The organism is Amycolatopsis sp. M39 (genome assembly GCF_001651785.1).
Taxonomy (GTDB): Bacteria; Actinomycetota; Actinomycetes; order Mycobacteriales; family Pseudonocardiaceae; genus Amycolatopsis; species Amycolatopsis rubida.
Map to the genome: position 1 here is coordinate 686,430 of NZ_LWSF01000001.1, position 18,934 is coordinate 705,363.

Consider the following 18,934-nt stretch of genomic DNA (forward strand, 5'->3'; position numbering starts at 1 on the left):
TGACATACAGTGGATCGTGTCAGAAACCTGACATGAAGAAAAGGAGCAGCACCATGCCCGCCATCGGCCCCGATTTCCTCTCGCTCCAGGCGCGTGACCTGGACGCTTCCCAGGCGTTCTACGAGCGCTACCTCGGCCTCGTCCGCTCGCCGGCCGGACCGCCGCACGCTGTCGTCTTCGAGACGAAGCCGATCGCGTTCGCCCTCCGCGAGGTCGTTCCCGGCACCAGCCTCGCCTCCGTCGCCCAGCCCGGCATCGGCGCCGCGATCTGGCTGCTCGCCACCGACGTCCAGGCCATTCACGACGCGCTCGTCGCCGACGGGCACCCGATCGTCTCCGCGCCGATCGACGGTCCCTTCGGCCGCACGTTCACTTTCGCCGACCCCGACGGCTACCACGTCACCCTCCACGACCGTGGCTGAGGCGAGCACCCTCGTTTTCGGGGCTACCGGAGCACTCGGCCAGCACGTCCTGGGCGCGCTGGTCTCGCGGGGCGTGAATCCCGCGACGATCACCGCGGCCGGCCGCAACCCGGCGCGCCTCGCGGAACTCGCTTCCGCCGGGTTCCGCGCCGCGTCCGTCGACCTGTCGGACGCAGCTGGTGTCGCGGAACTGGTCACGCGGCATTCGGACATCGTGCTGATCTCGGGACGCGACGAGAATCGCCTCGCCCAGCACGAGTCGGTCATCGAAGCCGCGAAGAACGTCCGGCAGATCTACTACACCAGCGGCGTCCGGGCCGACGACGACCGGTTCGAGATCAACGCGGACCACCGGGCGACGGAGAAGGCCCTTGTCGAGTCCGGCGTGCCGTACACGATCCTGCGGAACACTTGGTATATCGAGAACTATGTCCAGTCGCTGGCCGGTCCCCGCTTCACCGGCGTTCTCGCCGCGGCGACCGGCGACGCTGTTGTCGCGGCGGCGAGCCGGAAGGACCTGGCCGAGGCGCTGGCCGTCGTGGTCACCACCGATGGGCACGACAACGTCACGTACAGCCTTTCCGGCGACACGGACTTCACCTACGCCGACATTGCCGAAGCGATGTCGGTCGTGCTGGAGCGGGAAGTCGCCTATCAGCCGGTCGCTCCCGGGGAATTGCGGGCACTGCTCAGCAAAACGGGAATGCCCGACGAGCTGGCCGGCTTCCTGGTCAGTCTCGACGAAACCATTGCCGCCGGGGTTTTCGCCCGGGTCGGCGACGATCTTTCCCGGCTCCTCGGCAGGCCGACGACCGGCCTGGTCGAAGGGCTGACAGCAAAGTGACCCCGTCCGGCCAGCGATTCTGGATCAACACCGTCAGCCTCGACCACGTCGAAGCCGCCATCGAAGGCGGCTTCACCCAGGCGGATCACGGTGCGGGCAAACGTCTCCGCCAGCCGAGTCCCGGCGACGAGATGATCTTCTACTCGCCGCGCACGAGCTTGCAGGGCGGCGCACCGGTCCGGCAGTTCACCGCGTGGGCCACTATCACCGGCGAAAAGCCTTACCAGGCCTACGTCAGCGACGACTTCCAGCCATGGCGGCTCGCGGCTTCCTTCCACGCCTGTCAGCGGGTGGACGCGAAGCCGCTGGTCGGCCAGTTGTCGTTTGTCACCGACCCCGCGCATTGGGGATTGCCGTTTCGCCGCGGCTTGTTTCCCGTTCCACAGCAGGATTTCGCGACGATCCTCGCGCGCATGACCGCGTGACGGTGCGAAGCTCTGCGGCTGAGCGCGGTCAGCCGTGGTGCGCGTCCGCCTCCCAGCTGAGGAACGCATCCAGCGTCGCTGACCGGTGTGCCCGCGCGCAGTGCTCGATCCATTCGGCTCCGGAACCGGAGCGGATCAGGTCCAGCAGCTGGTCGTGTTCGGCGACGGAGGCGAGTGCGCGGGCGGGCACGAACGAGAAGGTCGAATCGCGGATCGTGGCGAGCTGGGCCCAGCCCTTCTTGACCAGGTCGACCAGGCTCGGATTGGGGCAGCGGCTGTAGAGCACCTCGTGGAACTCGTGGTTGAGCCGGGTGAATTCGACCGGTTCGAGCTGGTCGAGACCGGCGCGCATCCGGTCGTTGAGCTCGCCTGCCTCGGCGAGGTCGTCGGCGGTCAGATGCGGCGCGGCGAGTGCGGTCGCCGCGCTTTCCACGATCGCGAGCATCTGCATCGTGTGCTCGTAGCCGACCGGGTCGATCGCCGCGACAGTCGCACCGACGTTGCGCTCGTAGTGCACCAGCCCCTCGGCCTGCAACAGCCGCACCGCTTCCCGCACCGGGACCGAGCTCACGTCGAATTCCTTGGCCAGCGAACCCAGGACGAGCCGGTGCCCGGCCGGGTATTCGCCCGCGGTGATCCGGGACTTCAGCACTTGATACGTGTGCTGGCTCTTGCTGAGCCCCGCCTGCTCGTGCGTTGTGGACATCCCTGTCGCCTCCCCTTCGCGGGCCCGCCGGGGCGGGGTGTCCAGGCCACGGTAACCGGTCCGTTCGCCATGCTAAATAATATACTATCCAGCCCGCGCGGCCGCTGGCTGGAATCCACGCGCACGCTGTCAATAGACGAAAAGCCAGCTCAGTTACCGCAGTGAGGCTTGTCGAAATGGCGACTGATTATATACGATCCGGCGCGACCTGAAGCACTGTCAGCAGGGAGGCGCGATGCCGCGCACGACCGGGATCAGCAGAGAGCACCGCCGCGTCGTGCTGGCGGCGATGGTCGGCACGACTATCGAATGGTTCGACTTCTTCATCTACGCGATCTGTGCCGGACTGGTCTTCGCGACGCAGTATTTCGCGGTGCTCGGCAAGGACGCGCTGATCGTCTCGTTCGCGACGGTCGGCATCAGCTTCTTCTTCCGCCCGATCGGCGCGGTGATCGCCGGGCATCTCGGCGACCGGCTCGGCAGGCGCGCGATGCTGATCCTCACGCTGCTGCTGATGGGGATCTCGACGGTGCTGATCGGCCTGGTGCCGAACACCGCGTCGATCGGGGTGTGGGCGCCGATCATCCTGGTGCTGCTGCGCGTCGTGCAGGGGCTTTCGGCAGGCGGCGAATGGGGCGGGGCGGCCCTGCTCGCGGTCGAGCACGCGCCCGCTGACCGGCGCGGGCTCTACGGCGCGTTCCCGCAGATCGGCGTGCCGATCGGGTTGCTGCTGGCCAACGGTGTCCTCGCGCTGGTCACCGCGCTGACCTCGCCGGAGCAGTTCCTGGCGTGGGGCTGGCGGATCCCGTTCCTGCTGAGCGTCGTGTTGATCGTCGCCGGCCTGATGATCCGGTCCCGGGTCGCGGAAAGCCCGGTGTTCGAGGAGGTCCGCGAGAAGAAGGCGCGGTCGAGCATGCCGCTGGTGCAGTTGTTCCGGCACCACTGGAAGCTGGTCGTCGCGGGTGCGCTGCTGTTCGCGGCCAACAACGCCGTCGGGTACATGACCACCGGCGGGTACGTGCAGTCGTACGCGACGAAGACACTGCACCTCGGCCGTTCGACGGTGCTGATCGCGGTCATGCTGTCCGCGGTCGCCTGGCTGGTGAGCACGCTGCTCGGCGGCTGGCTCGCGGACCGGATCGGCCGGGTCCGCACTTACCAGATCGGGTTCGTCATCCAGCTGGTGTGGATGTTCCCGTTTTTCGCTCTGATCAACACGGCCAACGTCGGACTGCTTCTGGTGGCGCTGTTCCTGTTCTCGATCGGGCTCGGGTTCACCTACGGCCCGCAGTCGGCGCTGTACGCGGAGATGTACCCGACGACAGTCCGCTACAGCGGCGCGGCAATCTCGTACGCGATCGGCGCGGTGCTCGGCGGCGCGTTCGCGCCGACCATCGCCGAAACACTGCAGACCAGCACCGGCACGGTCTACGCGGTCGGCGGCTACCTCGCCGTGATGACCGTGCTCGGCCTGGTCACCAGCTTCTTCATCAAGGACCGGAAGGGTGCGTCACTGAGTTCCGCGCCCGCGAACGCACCGGCAACCACCGTCGAAAACGTCTGAGCGGGGGCGCGCGATGCGGACCCAGACCCGAAGCGACTACTGCGCGTGGCTCGACGCAGCCGCCCGGGACGCGCACGACGCGATCAACCGGATCCACGTCGAGGCCTACGCCGATCTGGTCCGCGCCGCCGAGCTGTACAAGGGCGAGCTGGCCTGCCGCCGTCCGGCGCGGCGGCCCGCGACCGGTCTTCCCGGCCGGGGACATCGCCATCGGGACTACGGACTGCGGAGTTCCGCGATGGCGCGCGTCGAGGGGTCGCGGTTCGCCGATCCCCGGCCGGGCGGGTAGAAAGGGCGGCGGCGGCCGGTCACCGCTCCCCGCGGCACCGGCCGGTTGAGCCGACCCCGAGGAGGAGCAATGCCGGANATGCCGGACCAGCAGCCGAACCCGCTGTGGCACCCGTTCGCGGACATGGGCGCGGTCGACGGGAACCGGTTCGTGGTGACCCGCGGCGAGGGGTCTTATGTCTGGGACGACGCGGGCCGTCGCTACTTCGACGCCTCCGCGTCGCTGTGGTACTCGAACCTCGGCCACGGCCGTCCGGAGATCACCCGCGCGGTGACCGAGCAGCTGGAGAAGCTCGACGCGTACAACCTGTTCGGCGGCGTCGCGAACGAACCGGCGCTGAAGCTGGCTTCGCGGCTGGCCGAGCTGGCTCCGGTGCCGGGGTCGAAGGTGTTCCTCGGCTCGGGCGGCGGCGACATGGTGGACACCGCGGTGAAGATCGCGCGGTCCTACTTCGTCCACACCGGACGCCCGGACAAGACCCACGTCATCAGCCGGACCCAGGGCTACCACGGCACCCACGGATTCGGCACTGCCGCGGCCGGGATTCCGGTGAACGCGGAGGGCTGGGGCCCGCCTGCCGCGGATTTCTCGCAGGTGCCGTATGACAACGCGGCGGCGCTGGAGGAGGAAATCCTCCGCGTGGGCCCGGATCGGGTGGCCGCGTTCCTCTGCGAACCGGTCATCGGCGCGGGCGGCGTGCTGCTTCCGCCGGACGGCTACGTCGAGGAAGTGGCGGCGATCTGCCGCAAGCACGAGGTGCTGTTCGTCGCGGACTGCGTGATCTGCGCGTGGGGCAGGCTCGGCACCTGGTACGGCATCGACCGCTGGTCAGTGCGGCCGGACCTGGTGACCACGGCGAAGGGCGTGACGAGCGGGACGATTCCGCTGGGCGTGCTGCTGGTCGCGCCGCACGTGGCGGAGCCGTTCTTCACCGGCCGCCCGGGTGCGCCGATCCTGCGCCACGGAGCGACCTACGCCGGGCACCCGGTCGCCTGCGCCGCGGCGAACGCGACGCTGGACATCTACGAGCGCGACGACATCATCCCGCGTGGCAAGGCGCTGGAGAAGCCGCTCGCGGACGCGCTTTCCGGTGCGGTCGGGCATCCGGCGGTGGCGGAAGTCCGTGCCGGGCTGGGATTCCTGGCCGCGGTGGAACTCGCGCCGGACCTGCTGGCCGCGGATCCGGGCGCGCCGGGAAGGCTGCACAAGTTCCTGCTCGAAGAGGGCGTGATCGTGCGCTCGCTCGGCAAGGGGATGGCGGTGTCGCCGCCGCTGGTCGCCGAAGAGGCGGAACTGGACCTGCTGGCCGCGGCTGTTCCGCGGGCGCTGGACCGGTTGCTGAAGAACTGACGTACGCAGGACACTGCGGCGGCACCTTTCGGTGCCGCCGCAGACTGTCGGCAAGGACTATTTACAGGAGAGCGTCCCCGTGCGCAGGGCGTGGTCGTCGTCGTTGTCGTCGTCGGACCACACGACCTGCTTGCTTCCATTCGCGCAGGTCGGCGAGATGGCGAAGCCCTCGTTGTTGTAGTTCGACATCCCGGACGGGCGGTCGTACTGCGCGGTGACCGCGAACGCGCCCTTGGAGTTGACGTCGAGCGTGCTGGTGCGGCCCTTGCACGTGTTGTCGCATTCGGCCCACAGGTGGCCGGTCGACGGTTCGTACTCAAGATCCATGATCGCCGGGAATCCGCTGTCGATGGTGGCGACGCGCGTGTACTTGTCGCCGGACTGGTCGAGCGCGTACGCGTAGACCTTCCCGTTGTCTTCGAGCCCGACGAAGTACAAGCCGGTCCCGTGGTTCGGGTAGCTCGCCGGGTTGTAAGCGGCTTTCGTGTGCTCGTCCCGGAACTTGTGCGCGGTGAGCGCCGAGTCCGGAACCCAGGCGATGGCCTCAAGCCCCTTGTTGGGCTCGACGGACGGCAGGTCGGAGGTAAGGTCCCATTCCCCGGTCGCGTTCAGCGATTTGCCCGACCCGGAAGTCGCGTACCGGAGCACGGCGGGCTTGCTCGTGTCGCCGTCGTCGTTGTCGCGCTCGGTGGCCGTGAAGACGCCGTCCGGGGTGAAGACGACTCCTTCGGCGTCCGGGTCGCCGCTGCCGTCGGAGTAGTGCATGGACTTGCCCTTGGCCCAGTCGTTGGCGGTGTCGGGCCGCCACTTCTTGCCGTCCTGGACGAGCCGGTACAGGGTGCTCGGGCCGTTTTTCACCGCCCACAGCACGGTGGGCGATTCGTACGACACGCCGCTGAGGTTGCTGCCGAAAACCCCGGAGTCGTCGGCGATGGCCACCTTCGAACCGCCGGGCCACGCCGTGGCTTTCGGGGTGGCCGTCGGCGCCGCGTGGGCCGCGCTGGCCCCGACCGCGAGCGCGAGGACCGACAACGCGACGGTGACCCGGATTTTTCCACGGCGATTGTTTCCACGCAGATGTGTTCCACGCTGGTGCGCAAGCAAAGGAGCCGCTCCTTCTGTCCGTCGGGCACGGGTGCAGGGCCGTGCCGAGGTGGTCGCTGCTGACAAGCGGCGGTCCCGCTGACGCGGGACTTACAGCAGTGGGTGATCGACAGTGGAGCACAATGCGTGGCCGGTAAGCAACAAACAGCAGGTGACGTTGTTCCGGTGATCGGCACGACGGTTTCGCGCTGGGCCGATCACCGTGCTGTCACCGGGCAAACGGTCCTCAGCGGCGACGACCGGGCGGCGGACACCTGGCGATCGGGTGACGGATGCCGAGCCGGTGTTCACCGGACAGCCGCTCGGTGACCGCCGTCGAGCGCAAGCCGCCAGGACAGCCGCTCGGCGACTGTTGCCGAGCGGAAGCCGGTCAGGCGGATGGTCGCTGCGACGCCCGCTGAACGGCGGCAACCACCCCCGGCAACCGCCCGGGGCCTGCCGGAGGGCGGTTGCCGTGCGGTAATCGCCGGGGGCTGCCGGGAGGGTGCCGATTGCCGTGCGGCAACCGCCGGGAGGATGCCAGTTGCCGCGCGGCAACCACCGGGAGTCATCGGGCGTGGTTGCTGATTGCCGTGCGGCAGCTGCCGGGGGTCGCCGGGGGTGGTTGGTGATTGCCGTGCGGCAGCCGCTGGGAGTCGCCGGGGGTGGTTGCTGATTGCCGTGCGGCAGCCGCTGGGAGTCGCCGGGGGTGGCTGCTGATCGCAGTGCGGCGATCGCCGGGAGTCGCCGGGGATGGCTGCTGATCGCCGGGCAGCAACCACCGGGAGCCACCGATGACAGCCACCCATCTGACAGCCGCCCATCGTCGGGCGGCGATCGCTGGGAGCTGCCGGGGTCGGCCGCCGGTCACCGCGCGGCAGCCGCCCGGGAGCCACCCACCGGGAGCCACCCATCTGACAGTCACCCATCGTCGGGCAGCAATCACCGAGCGACAGTCCGCCACACCGGCACGTTGACGACCGCCGCGGGCATCCCAGGAGCCCCACTGTCCCCGGGGACGATCGTGAACCGCCACTTGTCCACTCCGCCGCCCATGATTTCGGCATAGCGGCGGGCGCCGTCCGCGTTCGCGAAGCGGACCTGCTGACCACTGGCGAGGTGGGTGATCTTGACCGCCACACTGCCTCCTGGGGATCGATCGACGGACACGTTCTGCCTGGGTGCCGGCCCGCGGAGCTTCCCCCTCCGGGGCCGGCCCGATCAGTAGAACACGTGTTCGATTCACGAGGCAATCCAGGTCCCCCTCCCGAGCGACCCACGCGCGGGCGACGTTGAAAGATCGCCAGCCCGGCAAGGAAAACCCGCGAGACATGGCCGAGCCGGATGAGCGGCGGGCAGTGCGCGAAGTTCCGGCCGGAGTGAGACGGAAGCGCCGAGTACTCGACGACCCGGACGCGGGCGACCTCGGCGGCATCAGCCCGAACAACGGCAAAACCGCTTATCCCGCAACAGAAACGCGGGCAGACCTCACTTCGCCCGCACCATCGCCACCCGCGGCCACCGGTCCAGGCCCCGCGCGATCTCCGCCCGCCGGATCTCCCGCAGCGCCGGACCCTGCTCGTCGTCGGCCAGCACGCGGAACCCGAGCCGCTCGTAGTAGGGCGCGTTCCACGGCACCTCGGCGAACGTCGTCAGCGTCAGCCCGGACAGCCCGCGCTCCGCGGCCCACGTGCCGACCGCCTCGATCAGCTCCCGCCCCAATCCTCGGCGGGCGTGGCTCGGCAGCAGCGAAACCTGTTCCACATGCCCGAAACCGTCGACCTCTTCGGCGAGCACGTACGCCGCGATCGTCCCGTCGTCGTCCCAGACCCAGCATCGGCTCGCGGACTGGAACACCGAGAGCTCTTCGACCGAGGGCGGTGCGTCGTCGGCGATCTCGGCCATGCCGACGGTCCGGAACGGTTCTCCGGCGGCACGTTCGAGGTCAGGCAGCACAGGAAGGTCGGCTGGGGTGGCGAGGCGGATCACTGGCCCGATTCTACGGCTACTCGGAGTACTCGGAAATCGCTTTTCCGATCTGCTCCGCGTAAGCGCGCAACGCCGTGATGGCCCGATCGCGCTCCGCGTCGCCGACGCGCGTGGCCGGTCCGACCAGGCTCAGCACGCTCGGCCGCAGCCGGTCCGCGTCGACTGGCACCGAGCACGCCCACACGCCGTCCTCGATTTCGCCCCAGCTCTGTGCGTAGCGGTTGGCCAGCGCGTGTTTGAGGGCGTCACGCACCTCGGTGCCGCGTTCTTCGGCGATCCGGGCGGCCTGGCGTTCGCGTTCGCCGTCGGACAGCAGGGCGAGCAGCATCTTCCCGGTCGCGCCGACGCCGAGCGGGATGGAATGCCCCGGCTGGAACGTGAACCGCATCGCGCGGTCGCATTCCACCCGGTCGCTGCACACCGCGAACTCGCCGAAGTGCTGGAACAACAGGATCGTCTCGCCGAGTTCGCGCGCGGCCTCCTCCATCGTCGGCCGCGCGATCCGCGCCAGGTCGTTCGCGAGCCGGGCGGCGCGCGCGAGCGGCATGACGCGGCTGGTGACGTGATAGCGCCCGGACCGCGCCTCTTCGAGCAGCTGCAGTTCCTTCAGCAACTGCACGTAGCGGTAAGTCGTGGCGACCGGGCTGCCGATCACCTCGGCGAGTTCCGCCACGCTGGCCTCCCAGCGCTGTTCGGTGAACGACAACAGCAACTGGAGCACTTTCCGGGAACTGTTGGCGCCGGCCGTGCGACGGAGTCCGGGTTCAGACATCCTGAAACCTCTCCGTAGGAGCGCCGAATTCAGACACGAACGCGTCGGTAAATTACCACAGGTCACGGTTTTTCCGGGACAGCGAGAAACGGCGTCAGCAATCCGGGGACGGCGGTGTCGGCGAGCGCGAGCCCGGTGCCCTTCTCGACGTCCAGCACTCGGTAGTGCCCGCGCCCGGCGGCGACCGGTGCGATGACGGTGATCAGCCCGGCCCGCCGCTGGAACAGCGACTGCCGCACGACGATCCCGGTGAGCCGATCCCGCCGGACGGCGACCGTCGCCCTGGCCAGCGACCCGGAACGGGTCACCAGGTACCGGCCGGTGATCGCGTGGCCGAGCGAGCGGTACCGGTCGAAACCGACCAGGACGGCGAACGGCAGCAGCACGAGCGCGGCCTGCCACGGCCATTCCGGCAGGACATCGAGCCGAGCCAGCGCGAACAGCGCGGCCGACAGCGCCAGCACGGAGAAGACGGCGCGGGTGATCCGGCGGGTCAGCGCGCGCCGGGAATGCCGCACGAGGGGGACATTCGCGAAGTCCTCGCCGAGCACCTCGCTCGCGATCTCCCGGGCTTTCCCGGCCGGAGCCGGCGGCAGCAGCAGGCCGCCGCCGCGGTCCGCGCCCTTGCCCTCGCGCAGTCCGGCCGCGACCGCGACGCACTTCGCGCCGCCGACCATCCGCAGCGGCAGCGGTTCCTTGACCTCGACGCCGCGCAGCCGGTCCTCCTCGATCGACACCGACCGCGTCGTGATCAGTCCGCGCCGGATGTGCAGCGTGCCGCCCGGTTCGCGGGTGAGCCGGAAGTTCCAGAACGACAACACGTATCCGCCGACCGACAGCACCGACACCAGCACGAGCAGCCCGGCCGCCGCCAGCACCACGGTGAGCCACACCGGCTGTTCGAGCGCGCGGGCGGTGAGGTCGCGGACCGGCCCGAAACTCGTCGGATCGAAGTGCAGTTCGTGCGCGAAGTGATAAACCGTGCCGAGGATCGCGGCGACCACCGCGAGTCCGGACAGCGTGAACGGCGCGTAGCGCACCCAGCGCTTGTCGACCTCGGCGACGAGCGACTCCGGCGGTCGCGCCGCTTCGGTTTCGGCCGGTTTCCGGTGCAGCAACAGAGTCCGCAGCCGCTGGGCTTCCGCGCGGGTGACCGCGTCGAGCACCAGCTGGTCCTTGCCCGGTCCTTTTCCGTGATCGTGCCGTCCAGTACCGATTCGTACTGCCGACAGCGAGAAAAGCCGATGTTTCGGTTCCGAAAGCACGTCCACGGTACGGATTCGATCGCGCGGAATGGCGCGTTGCTTGCGCAGCAGCAACCCGGTGTGCCATTCGATCTGGGTCGCGGTGACGCGGTAGCGCGAGGTGAGACAGTGCGAAATGCCGACGCCGATCGTCACCGCGGTGGCGGCGAGACCGATCCACTGCCAGTGATTTCCGTGGCCGAGCACCAGTGCGCCCACGAGCACCGGCAGTGACTTCACCAGGTCGAGAACCGGGCGGATCAACAACATCCGGCGATCGAGGCGATGCCAGGGCGCGTCGCCGGTGCCCTCCGCGGCGGCCGGCGGGGAAGGCGCGGTCGCGTTCACGTCGCGTCCCCGCGAACGGCCTGGGTGGTGCGGGTCAGCTCGTCGGCGAGCGCGACCGCGACGTCGCGGTCGAGGCCGGAGATGCGCAGCGGCCCGGCGGCGGAGGCGGTCGTGACGGTGAGCCGGGCCAGCCCGAACAGCTGCTCCAGCGGGCCGCGTTCGACGTCCACCGTCTGGACCCGCGAGACCGGCGCGATCCGCCACTCCTGCTTCAGCCAGCCGGACTGGGTGTAGACGGCCTCGCCGGTGACTTCCCAGCGGTGCACGCGGTAGCGCCACTGCGGCATGACGAGCAGATGAAGCGGGGCGAGCACGCAGGAGAGCAGCAGCGTCACGGTGAGCCACGACGGCGGGTCGTCCGCGGTCGCGACCACCACCGCCTGCACCGCGAGCACGAGCAGCCAGGCCGCTCCCGCCGACGTCGCCCAGTGGCCGATCGCCCGGCGGCTCACCCGGTGTTCGGGCGGACGCAGCCGCAGTTCAAGCGTGGTGGATTCCTCGAAGTTCACGTGCTCAGAGTGCCTGACCGCTGGGGTCGATGCCCACGACAAGTGTCACGATGCCCCGATCCGGGGTGGCTGATGAGTGCGGGGCGTTACTATTTCCGCCGCGCGCGGGATGGATTCGCAGCCGGGCCGCGTTGTATCGCGTACGTCCGTGCAAGCGAGCAGCAGGAGGATCCGGTGGGACTCGATCCCGTGGAACTGTACGAGGTGGACTCGGACGTCCCCGACCTGGACGGAGCGGTGCTTCTGCACTTCTTCGAGGGCTTCATGGACGCGGGCTCGGCCGGGCGGCTGGTCACCGACCACCTCACCGGAGAGGTCGAGAACCGGGTCGTCGCGCGGTTCGACGTCGACCGGCTCATCGACTACCGGTCGCGCCGCCCGTCGATGATCTACGCGGTCGACCACTGGGAGGAATACGAGGCCCCCGAGCTGGTCGTGCGCCTGCTGCACGACGACGACGGCATTCCGTTCCTGCTGCTGTCCGGCCCCGAGCCGGACCGCGAATGGGAGCTGTTCGCGGCCGCCGTGCGGCAGCTGGTGGAACGCTGGGGCGTGCGGCTCACCGTGGGGTACCACGGGATTCCGATGGGGGCCCCGCACACGCGCCCGCTCGGCGTCACCGCGCACGCGACCCGGGAGCACCTGGTCGGCGAGCACCAGCCGCTGCCGAACCGCATGCAGGTCCCGGGCAGCGCCGCCGCGATGCTGGAGTACCGCTTCGGCGAATGGGGCCACGACGCGATGGGCTTCGCCGCGCACGTGCCGCACTACCTGGCGCAGTCGACCTACCCGGCCGCCGCGCTGACGATCCTCGACTCGATCGGCAAGGCCACCGGCCTGCGCCTGCCCGACGGCGAACTGCGCACCGCGGCCGAGGTGGCCAAGGCGGAAATCGACCGCCAGGTCGCCGAATCCGAGGAATCCGCCGACGTGGTGCGCGCACTGGAACGTCAGTACGACACGTTCACCGAAGCTTCCGGGCACAGCCTGCTCGCCGAATCGCAGGAACACATGCCGACCGCGGACGAACTGGGCTCGCAGTTCGAACGATTCCTCGCCGAGCAGGGCGGGGACGGCTCCGAACGCTGAGCCGAGAGGTAAGCAACGCCCGCGGATCGGACCGTCTGCCAGGCCCACCAGAGCCGGGCCGCCATGATCGCCACGCGGGACATGATGGGGCCCGCACGTTGCCGCGAGGCAGCGGGGGCGGGTGTGGTGGATGACATCTCTGGTGAAGCTAGCCGGGTGCTCCTAACGCTCCGCGCCCGGCTTGTTCGTGAGGGGAACCCTGCGGGAATCTGATTCCGTCAGGGTTCCCCTCACGGCCAGGCGCGTCGCGGGGGAGGTGTGCCGGGGGTTAGCCGGGCCAGCCAGCGAGGTATCGCAGTGCCTCGCTGGTCGGCCCGAACGCGTCCCCGAGCAGCGCGTGCAGCTCGCGGTTGAACGACTCGATCACCGGCCGCAACCGGGCGATCGTCGCGTTCCCCTCCGCGGTCAGGTCCAGCACCAGCGCCCGGTGCTGTTCTGGATGCGGCTGCCGGACGATCAGCCCCGCCTCGATCAACCGCCCGGTCATCGCGGTGATCGCCGATTCGCGCTGGCCCAGTTCGGCGGCCAGTTCCCGCTGGGTGAGCCCCGGTTGGTCGTGCACCGCGAGCAGTGCGCCGAGCTGCGCGGTCGTCACGCCGCCCGCGGCGAGGCAGCGCCGGTCGCCCTCGACGCGCAGCCGGTGCGCCGCGCTCTGCAGCAGGAAGAAAAGACGTTCGTCGGCGGCCATGCGGGGATCTTGACAGTGTTCTCTTCCCGCCGCCATCCTCACTTCACTACTGAAGTACTTCACTACTGAAGTGAGGATCGGAAATGGACTTAGACTTCGCGCGCGCCGGGCTCGCCGCACAACCGTTCAGCGTCCTGCTCGGCGCGCGGGTCGAGGAATTCGGCGACGGACGCGCGGTGCTGGAACTGGACGTCCGCGACGACCTCCGGCAGCAGAACGGCTACCTGCACGGCGGCGTCCTCGCCTACGCCGCGGACAACGCGCTCACCTTCGCCGCCGGAACCGTGCTCGGTCCGCAGTTGCTCACGAGCGGCTTCTCCATCGACTACCTCGTGCCCGCCGACGGCATGCTGCTGCGTGCGGAAGCGACGGTCGTCCAAGCGAGCCGTTCGCGGGCGACGTGCCGCTGCGATCTGTACACAGTGGACGGAGAAGGAAACTCGGCGTTATGCGCGGCCGCACAGGGATCCGCGGTGGTGAGGCGGCAGGCTACTTCCGGGTAAACCGGGCAGTTCGGGACGGTGTCCGGTTGTCGGTTATCGTCCCGGGATGAACCAGGAAAGCCAAGCTCGGCTGACGACCAGGACTTTGGGCCCTGCGCTGCGCCGGAAGGCCGGCCTGGTGCTGCGCCGGGCCGCGGCCCGCCTGCACGATCCGCACACCGAGCAGCTCGCCGAATTGCGCTCGGAACTGCGCGCGGAGCTGGAACGGACGCGCGAGGATCTGCGGTCCGAGATCGCCTGGCAGGGGGGCCGCCTGCTGGACCGCGTGGTCGAGTTCGAGATCCGCAGCCGCCGCGACATCGTGTACGCCGGCGATCAGGACGCGGCGCTGGAGAGCAACGTCTTCGCGCGCGAAAGCCTGATCGGGGCAGAGCATTTCGGCAGCCCGAAGGAAACGCTGGAGTACGCGCTTTCCCTCGCGCCCACCGGCGGAATGGCGCTGGAGTTCGGCGTCGCGTCCGGCAACACGTTGCGCACCATCACGGCCGCGCGCGAGGCGACCGAGGTGTACGGCTTCGATTCGTTCGACGGCCTGCCCGAGGCGTGGCTCAACGGCATGCCAGCCGGCGCCTTCGCCCGCGACGACCTGCCCGACGTGCCGGGGGCCGAACTCGTCGTCGGCCTGTTCTCCGACAGTCTGCCCGGATTCCTGGAGAAACACCCCGGTCCGGTCGATTTCCTGCACGTCGACGGCGATCTCTACAGCTCCGCGAAGACGGTGCTGGACAACGTCGGCCCGCGGCTGCGCGTCGGCAGCATCGTGCACTTCGACGAGTTCTTCAACTTCCCCGGCTGGAAACGGCACGAATACCGGGCGTGGACCGAACACGTCGAGAAGACCGGCGTCGAGTTCGCTTACGAGGCCTACACCTACAACGACAACCAGGTCACCGTGCGGATCACCGGCGGACCGGGGCTCATGGACTGAAACAGCCGTGCTCGTTGACCGGCCCGATCGCGGGAAAGATCAAGCCGCACAGGTAACCGTCGATCCATCGGCCGTTGCCGGCGAGATTCGCGGCGAAGCGGACGAGCGGGGCCAGTTCGCGGATCCCGTCCGCGAGTGAGGCGCGGTTTCGTTCGAGCAGCGCGGTGAGCCGGTCGAGCTGGGCGAGCACCGGGCCGAGTTCGCGGTCGTTGTCGGCGACGAGCCCGGACACTTCGCTGCTCAACCGGCGGGCTCCGGCGAGCAGCGACTGAATGGCCGATGCGCGTTTCCGCACCTCGTCCAGCAACTGGTTGCCATCGGCGAGAAGCCGGGTCAGCTGGGTGTCGCGGTCGGCGAGAGTGGTGGAAACTGTGCGCGCCTGAGCCAAAAGGTGAGCCAGTTTCGTGTCCCGGGCGGAGAGAGAATCGGACAGCCGCGACAGCCCGGTCAGCGTGGCGCGGACGTCGGCCGGGGTGTGCGCGAAGGTGCCGGAAATGGCGCGGAAGCTTTGCGCCAGCTGGGTGGTGTCGATGGCGTCGACGGTCGTGGCCAGCTGCCGGAACGCGGGCAGGACGTCATACGGAACAGTGGTCCGGTCGCGTGGGATCGGCGTGTCCGGATCCAGCGGTCCGGCACCGACCGGGTCGAGCGCCAGATATTTCTGCCCGAGCACCGTTTTGATCCGGATCGACGCGGATGTCCGGTCTCCGAGCCACGCCCCCGACACCCGGAACGACACCCGGACGGACGCGCCGTCGAGCGAAACCTCCGACACCCGGCCGACTTTCACTCCCGCGACCCGGACGTCGCTGCCGGTCTGGAGTCCCGCGGCTTCGCTGAACTCGGCGGCATACGCGGTGCCGTCGCCGATAATCGGCAGATTCGGCGCCTGCAGCGCGGTGAGGACGCCGAGGACGAGCACGGTCATCCCGGCGAGAGCGGTGCGCACGGGGCGCCGATCGGGACGCACAGCGTGGATAGTGGCTCGCCCGGCCGGGTGAGGCCACTCACGCCACCCGAATGGGCGCATTCCCGGTGTGTCCACTTAGGACAATGGGCTTCCGGCCCTGCGCACGGTCCGTTTTCCGGAGCCGCACCGGCGGCTCCCGCCTTGTGTCATTCTGGTCTGGCTGGCAGACGTGACCGGAGTCATCGGAACATCCGGTGCGGCTCGGCCGTTGAAGGGGTGTGCAGGGAGCGCGGGGAACCCGCGCCCACGCCAATCGGGGAGGAGCCACCATGCGAGACCTGACCACCGGATTGCACCCGGCACCAGACCTCGTGGACGACACGGACGCGGCCCGGCAGGAGGAACGTCGCCGCAAGGCGGCGCTGGCCGTCGCGTCCCGGTCCAAGGACGCGCAGGAATGCGCCCTGCTGCTGGACATGCTGGGGCTGCACGCCCCGGGCGGCAGCCGGACCGAGGTCGCCTGAGGCGCTTCGGTTCCGCCGGAGTGCTCCGAGGTTTCAGGGGAAGAACACGCCGCGGCCGGCGTGCGGGCCGGTCGCGGGGTTGTCGGCTGATGTGCCAGCCTGGTCCTGGGGAGGGCCGGGCTGGTCGTGACTGAGCTGTGCCGGGCTGGACGGTTCGGCGTTTGGTGCGGGTGAGAGGTTTTCGGGGCTGAGGGGTGGGGTAACCCGGCGGCGGGTGGCGTAACCCGGCGGGACCTCGATTGCCGACGAGCTGACCGGGCAGCCGAGTCTGTCCGGAACCCTGGCGGGGTGGGCCTTGGCTGAGCAAATCCAGTTCTGTCCCGCAAGCTTCGTCACCGTGCTCGTGATGCCACACGCTCTGCGCGCGAGAGGTTGCGCGCTCTCGGACGCTCGACGTGCCCGAGGCCGCCTCTCTCGGTTTGCACGTCCTCGGTGTCAGGTCCCCTGGGCGCCGCGCGGCCGGGAATCCTTCCGTGCGCGGGCTTTCTCTCCCTGCGCTTCGTTCTCTCGATTCGACGCGCCCGACTGGGCCGAACGGGTGAAATCGCGCCCGGAAATCAAACTCGACAACCGCGCTGCCCAAGGCGACCCGGACGCGAACTGTGCGGAGGCCTGCTCCGCTTGCCGGAACCAAGCCCTTGGTGTGAAAGCGTTTCGCAGTCACCGTCCCGCTCGCTGCCGGGTATCTGCTGCAGTCAGTCATCGTGGAATGCGGATTCTGCAGCAACTCGCCCCATCCGCACCGGCAACCCAACCCAAAGCGCTAGGCCGATGCGGAAACCCTCCCGCGTCGCGAACTCCCGCCCACCGCGCTGAGCCGCCCGATTCCTGCGGCACAACAAGGATTCCCGGACTTGCGCGGTCGGGTACTGTCGATGCCTCTGGGTGATATTTTGCTCCGAACGGCTGAGTGTCGCCGACGTATCTGTCACCCTGGTGGAGCATCCTGTACCGGGAAGCGGCCTGGGTCGGGACCGGGCGCAGGGGAGGAAACGCTGTGCAGTATCTGCGGGAAGACGAATATCTCATTCGGCAGCAGCGAGCGCTGGCGGAAATGGTGCGCCGGGGGCGGCGGAAGCGCAGTTTTCAGCTGGCGGAACATCTGGCGGCGGAGGGCGGGGTGCGCCGGTCGGACGTCCTTGCCGTGACGGCGCTTTTCCTTGCCTGCCAGGCGGTTCGGCAGGGCGACGCGGTGGGCGTGCAAAGATTTTCGAACGCGTTTCGCAGTTGTGCGCCAAGCAGTATGGATCTTGCTCGGCAGCTCATGCGATTGGAAGCGGGCCGGGAACAGGGATGGCTTCCGCGGGTGCATTACGACGAGCTTTTTTCCTACGCTTGGCGAGAAAACCGGCCCGACATTCTGGTCAAAGCCTCGTTGATTCAGCCGCGGGATGTTCCGGCGGCCGGATGGTGGGCCGAGATGGAGCGGAATCTCAGCCTGTTGCCGGTCTGAACCGGTCGCGTTCACGACCAGTCGATCCGGTCGAACAGGTCGCGCAATTTCGTGCCGCGGGTGGCGTTCGTGGCGCTGATCCACGCGATCCGGCCCAGCAGGTGCGCGCGGAAATCGGGGTGCTCGGCGCGGTTCTGCGGCGCCGGGCCGGTGCGGGCGCAGTTGTGCAGCACGGCCCGAAGTTCGTCGTACTCGGCGCGGGCGACGGCTGGCGCGGCGTTCACCACCAACCCGGCGACGCGCTGCTGCCGGTAAGCCGGTTTCACTGACGTCTTGTCGTCGCGCAGGCGGAACCCCTCGTCGGTCACGATCCGCCGGACGCCCGGCAGCAGCCGGTGCAGCGGCAGGCTCGCGTCGCCGGAGAAGGCAAGATCGTCGGCGTAGCGGGTGTAGTTCGCGCCCAGCACGGCGGCGAGGCCGGAGAGCCTGCGGTCCAGGTGATGGGTGACCGCATTGGCCACCGAGGGCGAGGACGGTGCGCCTTGCGGAAGATGCGTGCCGGCGAGATGGCCCAGCATGGCCGATCGGGCGGGTGCGGCGCGCAGGACGTCGACCGGGGTGCGGGTGGTGAGGATTCCGGCGATGGCGGACGCGACGGCTGGCGGGTAGCCGGCCAGGTCGAGCAGCGACCGCACGCGCGACGCGGAGACGGTCGGGAAGAAGCCGGCCAGGTCCAGCCGCACCACCATGTCTTGTCCGGCGTGCGGGCGGGCGCAGGTGTGGATCGAACGGCCGCGGCGGAAACCGTGTGCGGCCTCGTGGACCGGCAGCGCGTCGAGCACGTGCCCGCGGACCCGGCGTTGTACCTCGGCCAGCCGGGGTTTCGGCCGTTCGATCAGCCGCGCACCGCCGGCGGACGTGGGGATCCAGCGGTAGCTGTAATGCCGCAGCACCGGCCGGGACCGCCGGTGCCAGCCGCGTTCGTCGGCGAACCAGGACAGCTCGCCCGGCGTGAGGTCGAGGGCGGCGGCACATTCGTCGAACGTGGTCCACCGGGCGACCGGCCAGCGCCACACCGGCATCGGTTCGAGCAGCGACGCGGAGGCGACTCGTTCTCCGTTCATCCGCGCTGTCTCGCACGCGGAGCGTGCCGCCGCTGCGCGGGGCGCTGTGGATACGTGTCGTGCTGCTCCCCGGGGTTGCCCCGGAGTGGGTGGTCCTCCACCGGCTCACCTCCGCGTCGCCGAAACCCACCCTAGCCAAGATCACCGACACGACCGGCAGCCCGGGAAGGAACCCCTGGTGACCGAGCACCCCCTTGACCCGAAGCATTGCCTATAGCAACTTTTGCACT

21 protein-coding genes are annotated in these 18,934 nt (G+C 69.2%); 11 read left to right on the plus strand and 10 right to left on the minus strand.

What is annotated here, in order from left to right; genetic code table 11:
* Window positions 1-53 precede the first annotated feature (53 nt).
* Genes A4R44_RS03215 through A4R44_RS03225 form a run of 3 tightly spaced genes read left to right on the plus strand, consistent with a single transcriptional unit; the run spans window position 54 to window position 1,691 of the window.
* Window positions 54-422, plus strand: coding sequence for a VOC family protein (locus A4R44_RS03215; RefSeq protein WP_067576212.1), 369 nt, complete (start codon window positions 54-56; stop codon window positions 420-422).
* Entirely contained in the window at window positions 415-1,266 is an 852-nt protein-coding gene (locus tag A4R44_RS03220; RefSeq protein WP_067576214.1) for an NAD(P)H-binding protein, read from the plus strand. The genes A4R44_RS03215 and A4R44_RS03220 overlap by 8 nt, the downstream gene beginning before the upstream one ends.
* Window positions 1,263-1,691, plus strand: coding sequence for an EVE domain-containing protein (locus A4R44_RS03225; protein WP_067576216.1), 429 nt, complete (start codon window positions 1,263-1,265; stop codon window positions 1,689-1,691). The genes A4R44_RS03220 and A4R44_RS03225 overlap by 4 nt, the downstream gene beginning before the upstream one ends.
* Before the next feature lie 28 nt (window positions 1,692-1,719).
* Here the strand turns inward: A4R44_RS03225 and A4R44_RS03230 are convergent, their stop codons facing one another.
* Window positions 1,720-2,397 (minus strand): GntR family transcriptional regulator, encoded by a 678-nt coding sequence (locus A4R44_RS03230; protein WP_067576218.1) that lies wholly within the window; start codon window positions 2,395-2,397, stop codon window positions 1,720-1,722.
* A 235-nt stretch (window positions 2,398-2,632) separates the two neighbouring features.
* Here A4R44_RS03230 and A4R44_RS03235 point away from each other — a divergent pair, with 235 nt between their 5' ends.
* From A4R44_RS03235 to A4R44_RS03245, 3 genes are all read left to right on the plus strand, one after another.
* Window positions 2,633-3,961 carry an MFS transporter gene (locus A4R44_RS03235; RefSeq protein ID WP_093573214.1) on the plus strand — a complete coding sequence of 443 codons (1,329 nt, stop codon included), beginning with the start codon at window positions 2,633-2,635 and terminating at the stop codon, window positions 3,959-3,961.
* Window positions 3,962-3,974: 13 nt separating this feature from the next.
* Window positions 3,975-4,250 carry a hypothetical protein gene (locus A4R44_RS03240; protein ID WP_067576220.1) on the plus strand — a complete coding sequence of 92 codons (276 nt, stop codon included), beginning with the start codon at window positions 3,975-3,977 and terminating at the stop codon, window positions 4,248-4,250.
* 78 nt (window positions 4,251-4,328) lie between these two features.
* Complete coding sequence (locus tag A4R44_RS03245; protein WP_067576222.1) at window positions 4,329-5,600, plus strand: aspartate aminotransferase family protein; 1,272 nt, start codon at window positions 4,329-4,331, stop codon at window positions 5,598-5,600.
* Between the two features lie 57 nt (window positions 5,601-5,657).
* Here the strand turns inward: A4R44_RS03245 and A4R44_RS03250 are convergent, their stop codons facing one another.
* The 6 genes from A4R44_RS03250 to A4R44_RS03275 form a co-directional block, all read right to left on the minus strand.
* The gene (locus A4R44_RS03250) at window positions 5,658-6,539 is read right to left on the minus strand and encodes an esterase-like activity of phytase family protein (RefSeq protein WP_338080333.1); all 882 of its coding nucleotides are present in this window, start codon (window positions 6,537-6,539) and stop codon (window positions 5,658-5,660) included.
* 1,086 nt (window positions 6,540-7,625) lie between these two features.
* A complete protein-coding gene (locus A4R44_RS03255; protein ID WP_037715481.1) occupies window positions 7,626-7,823 on the minus strand; it encodes a hypothetical protein in 198 nt (65 codons plus the stop codon).
* A 348-nt stretch (window positions 7,824-8,171) separates the two neighbouring features.
* Window positions 8,172-8,672, minus strand: a complete 501-nt coding sequence (locus tag A4R44_RS03260) for a GNAT family N-acetyltransferase (RefSeq protein ID WP_067576226.1) — start codon at window positions 8,670-8,672, stop codon at window positions 8,172-8,174.
* Between the two features lie 16 nt (window positions 8,673-8,688).
* Window positions 8,689-9,444 carry an IclR family transcriptional regulator gene (locus tag A4R44_RS03265; protein WP_067576228.1) on the minus strand — a complete coding sequence of 252 codons (756 nt, stop codon included), beginning with the start codon at window positions 9,442-9,444 and terminating at the stop codon, window positions 8,689-8,691.
* Between the two features lie 62 nt (window positions 9,445-9,506).
* Window positions 9,507-10,958 carry a PH domain-containing protein gene (locus tag A4R44_RS03270; RefSeq protein ID WP_198545165.1) on the minus strand — a complete coding sequence of 484 codons (1,452 nt, stop codon included), beginning with the start codon at window positions 10,956-10,958 and terminating at the stop codon, window positions 9,507-9,509.
* A 74-nt stretch (window positions 10,959-11,032) separates the two neighbouring features.
* A complete protein-coding gene (locus A4R44_RS03275; RefSeq protein WP_093573208.1) occupies window positions 11,033-11,545 on the minus strand; it encodes a PH domain-containing protein in 513 nt (170 codons plus the stop codon).
* A gap of 174 nt (window positions 11,546-11,719) precedes the next feature.
* Between A4R44_RS03275 and A4R44_RS03280 the strand changes: the two genes are divergently transcribed.
* Complete coding sequence (locus tag A4R44_RS03280; protein WP_067576234.1) at window positions 11,720-12,634, plus strand: proteasome assembly chaperone family protein; 915 nt, start codon at window positions 11,720-11,722, stop codon at window positions 12,632-12,634.
* Window positions 12,635-12,902: 268 nt separating this feature from the next.
* On the opposite strand, the gene A4R44_RS03285 is transcribed toward A4R44_RS03280, so the two are convergent.
* On the minus strand, window positions 12,903-13,322 hold the full coding sequence (locus tag A4R44_RS03285; RefSeq protein ID WP_067576236.1) for a MarR family winged helix-turn-helix transcriptional regulator: 420 nt from the start codon (window positions 13,320-13,322) through the stop codon (window positions 12,903-12,905).
* A gap of 83 nt (window positions 13,323-13,405) precedes the next feature.
* Here A4R44_RS03285 and A4R44_RS03290 point away from each other — a divergent pair, with 83 nt between their 5' ends.
* Together A4R44_RS03290 and A4R44_RS03295 are read left to right on the plus strand one after the other, a co-directional pair.
* Window positions 13,406-13,825, plus strand: a complete 420-nt coding sequence (locus A4R44_RS03290; RefSeq protein ID WP_067576238.1) for a PaaI family thioesterase — start codon at window positions 13,406-13,408, stop codon at window positions 13,823-13,825.
* 46 nt (window positions 13,826-13,871) lie between these two features.
* Window positions 13,872-14,753 carry a class I SAM-dependent methyltransferase gene (locus tag A4R44_RS03295; protein ID WP_232791475.1) on the plus strand — a complete coding sequence of 294 codons (882 nt, stop codon included), beginning with the start codon at window positions 13,872-13,874 and terminating at the stop codon, window positions 14,751-14,753.
* Here the strand turns inward: A4R44_RS03295 and A4R44_RS03300 are convergent.
* On the minus strand, window positions 14,743-15,681 hold the full coding sequence (locus A4R44_RS03300; protein ID WP_067576591.1) for an MCE family protein: 939 nt from the start codon (window positions 15,679-15,681) through the stop codon (window positions 14,743-14,745). The two genes, A4R44_RS03295 and A4R44_RS03300, sit on opposite strands and share 11 nt — an antisense overlap.
* A 311-nt stretch (window positions 15,682-15,992) precedes the next feature.
* Between A4R44_RS03300 and A4R44_RS03305 the strand changes: the two genes are divergently transcribed.
* Together A4R44_RS03305 and A4R44_RS03310 are read left to right on the plus strand one after the other, a co-directional pair.
* Window positions 15,993-16,187 (plus strand): hypothetical protein, encoded by a 195-nt coding sequence (locus tag A4R44_RS03305; protein WP_067576242.1) that lies wholly within the window; start codon window positions 15,993-15,995, stop codon window positions 16,185-16,187.
* A gap of 997 nt (window positions 16,188-17,184) precedes the next feature.
* A complete protein-coding gene (locus tag A4R44_RS03310) occupies window positions 17,185-17,640 on the plus strand; it encodes a hypothetical protein (RefSeq protein ID WP_093573203.1) in 456 nt (151 codons plus the stop codon).
* Window positions 17,641-17,651: 11 nt separating this feature from the next.
* Here A4R44_RS03310 and A4R44_RS03315 read toward each other — a convergent pair whose 3' ends face one another.
* Window positions 17,652-18,704: a reverse transcriptase family protein gene (locus A4R44_RS03315; RefSeq protein ID WP_095213163.1), complete on the minus strand. Its 1,053-nt coding sequence runs from the start codon at window positions 18,702-18,704 to the stop codon at window positions 17,652-17,654.
* Window positions 18,705-18,934 lie beyond the last annotated feature (230 nt).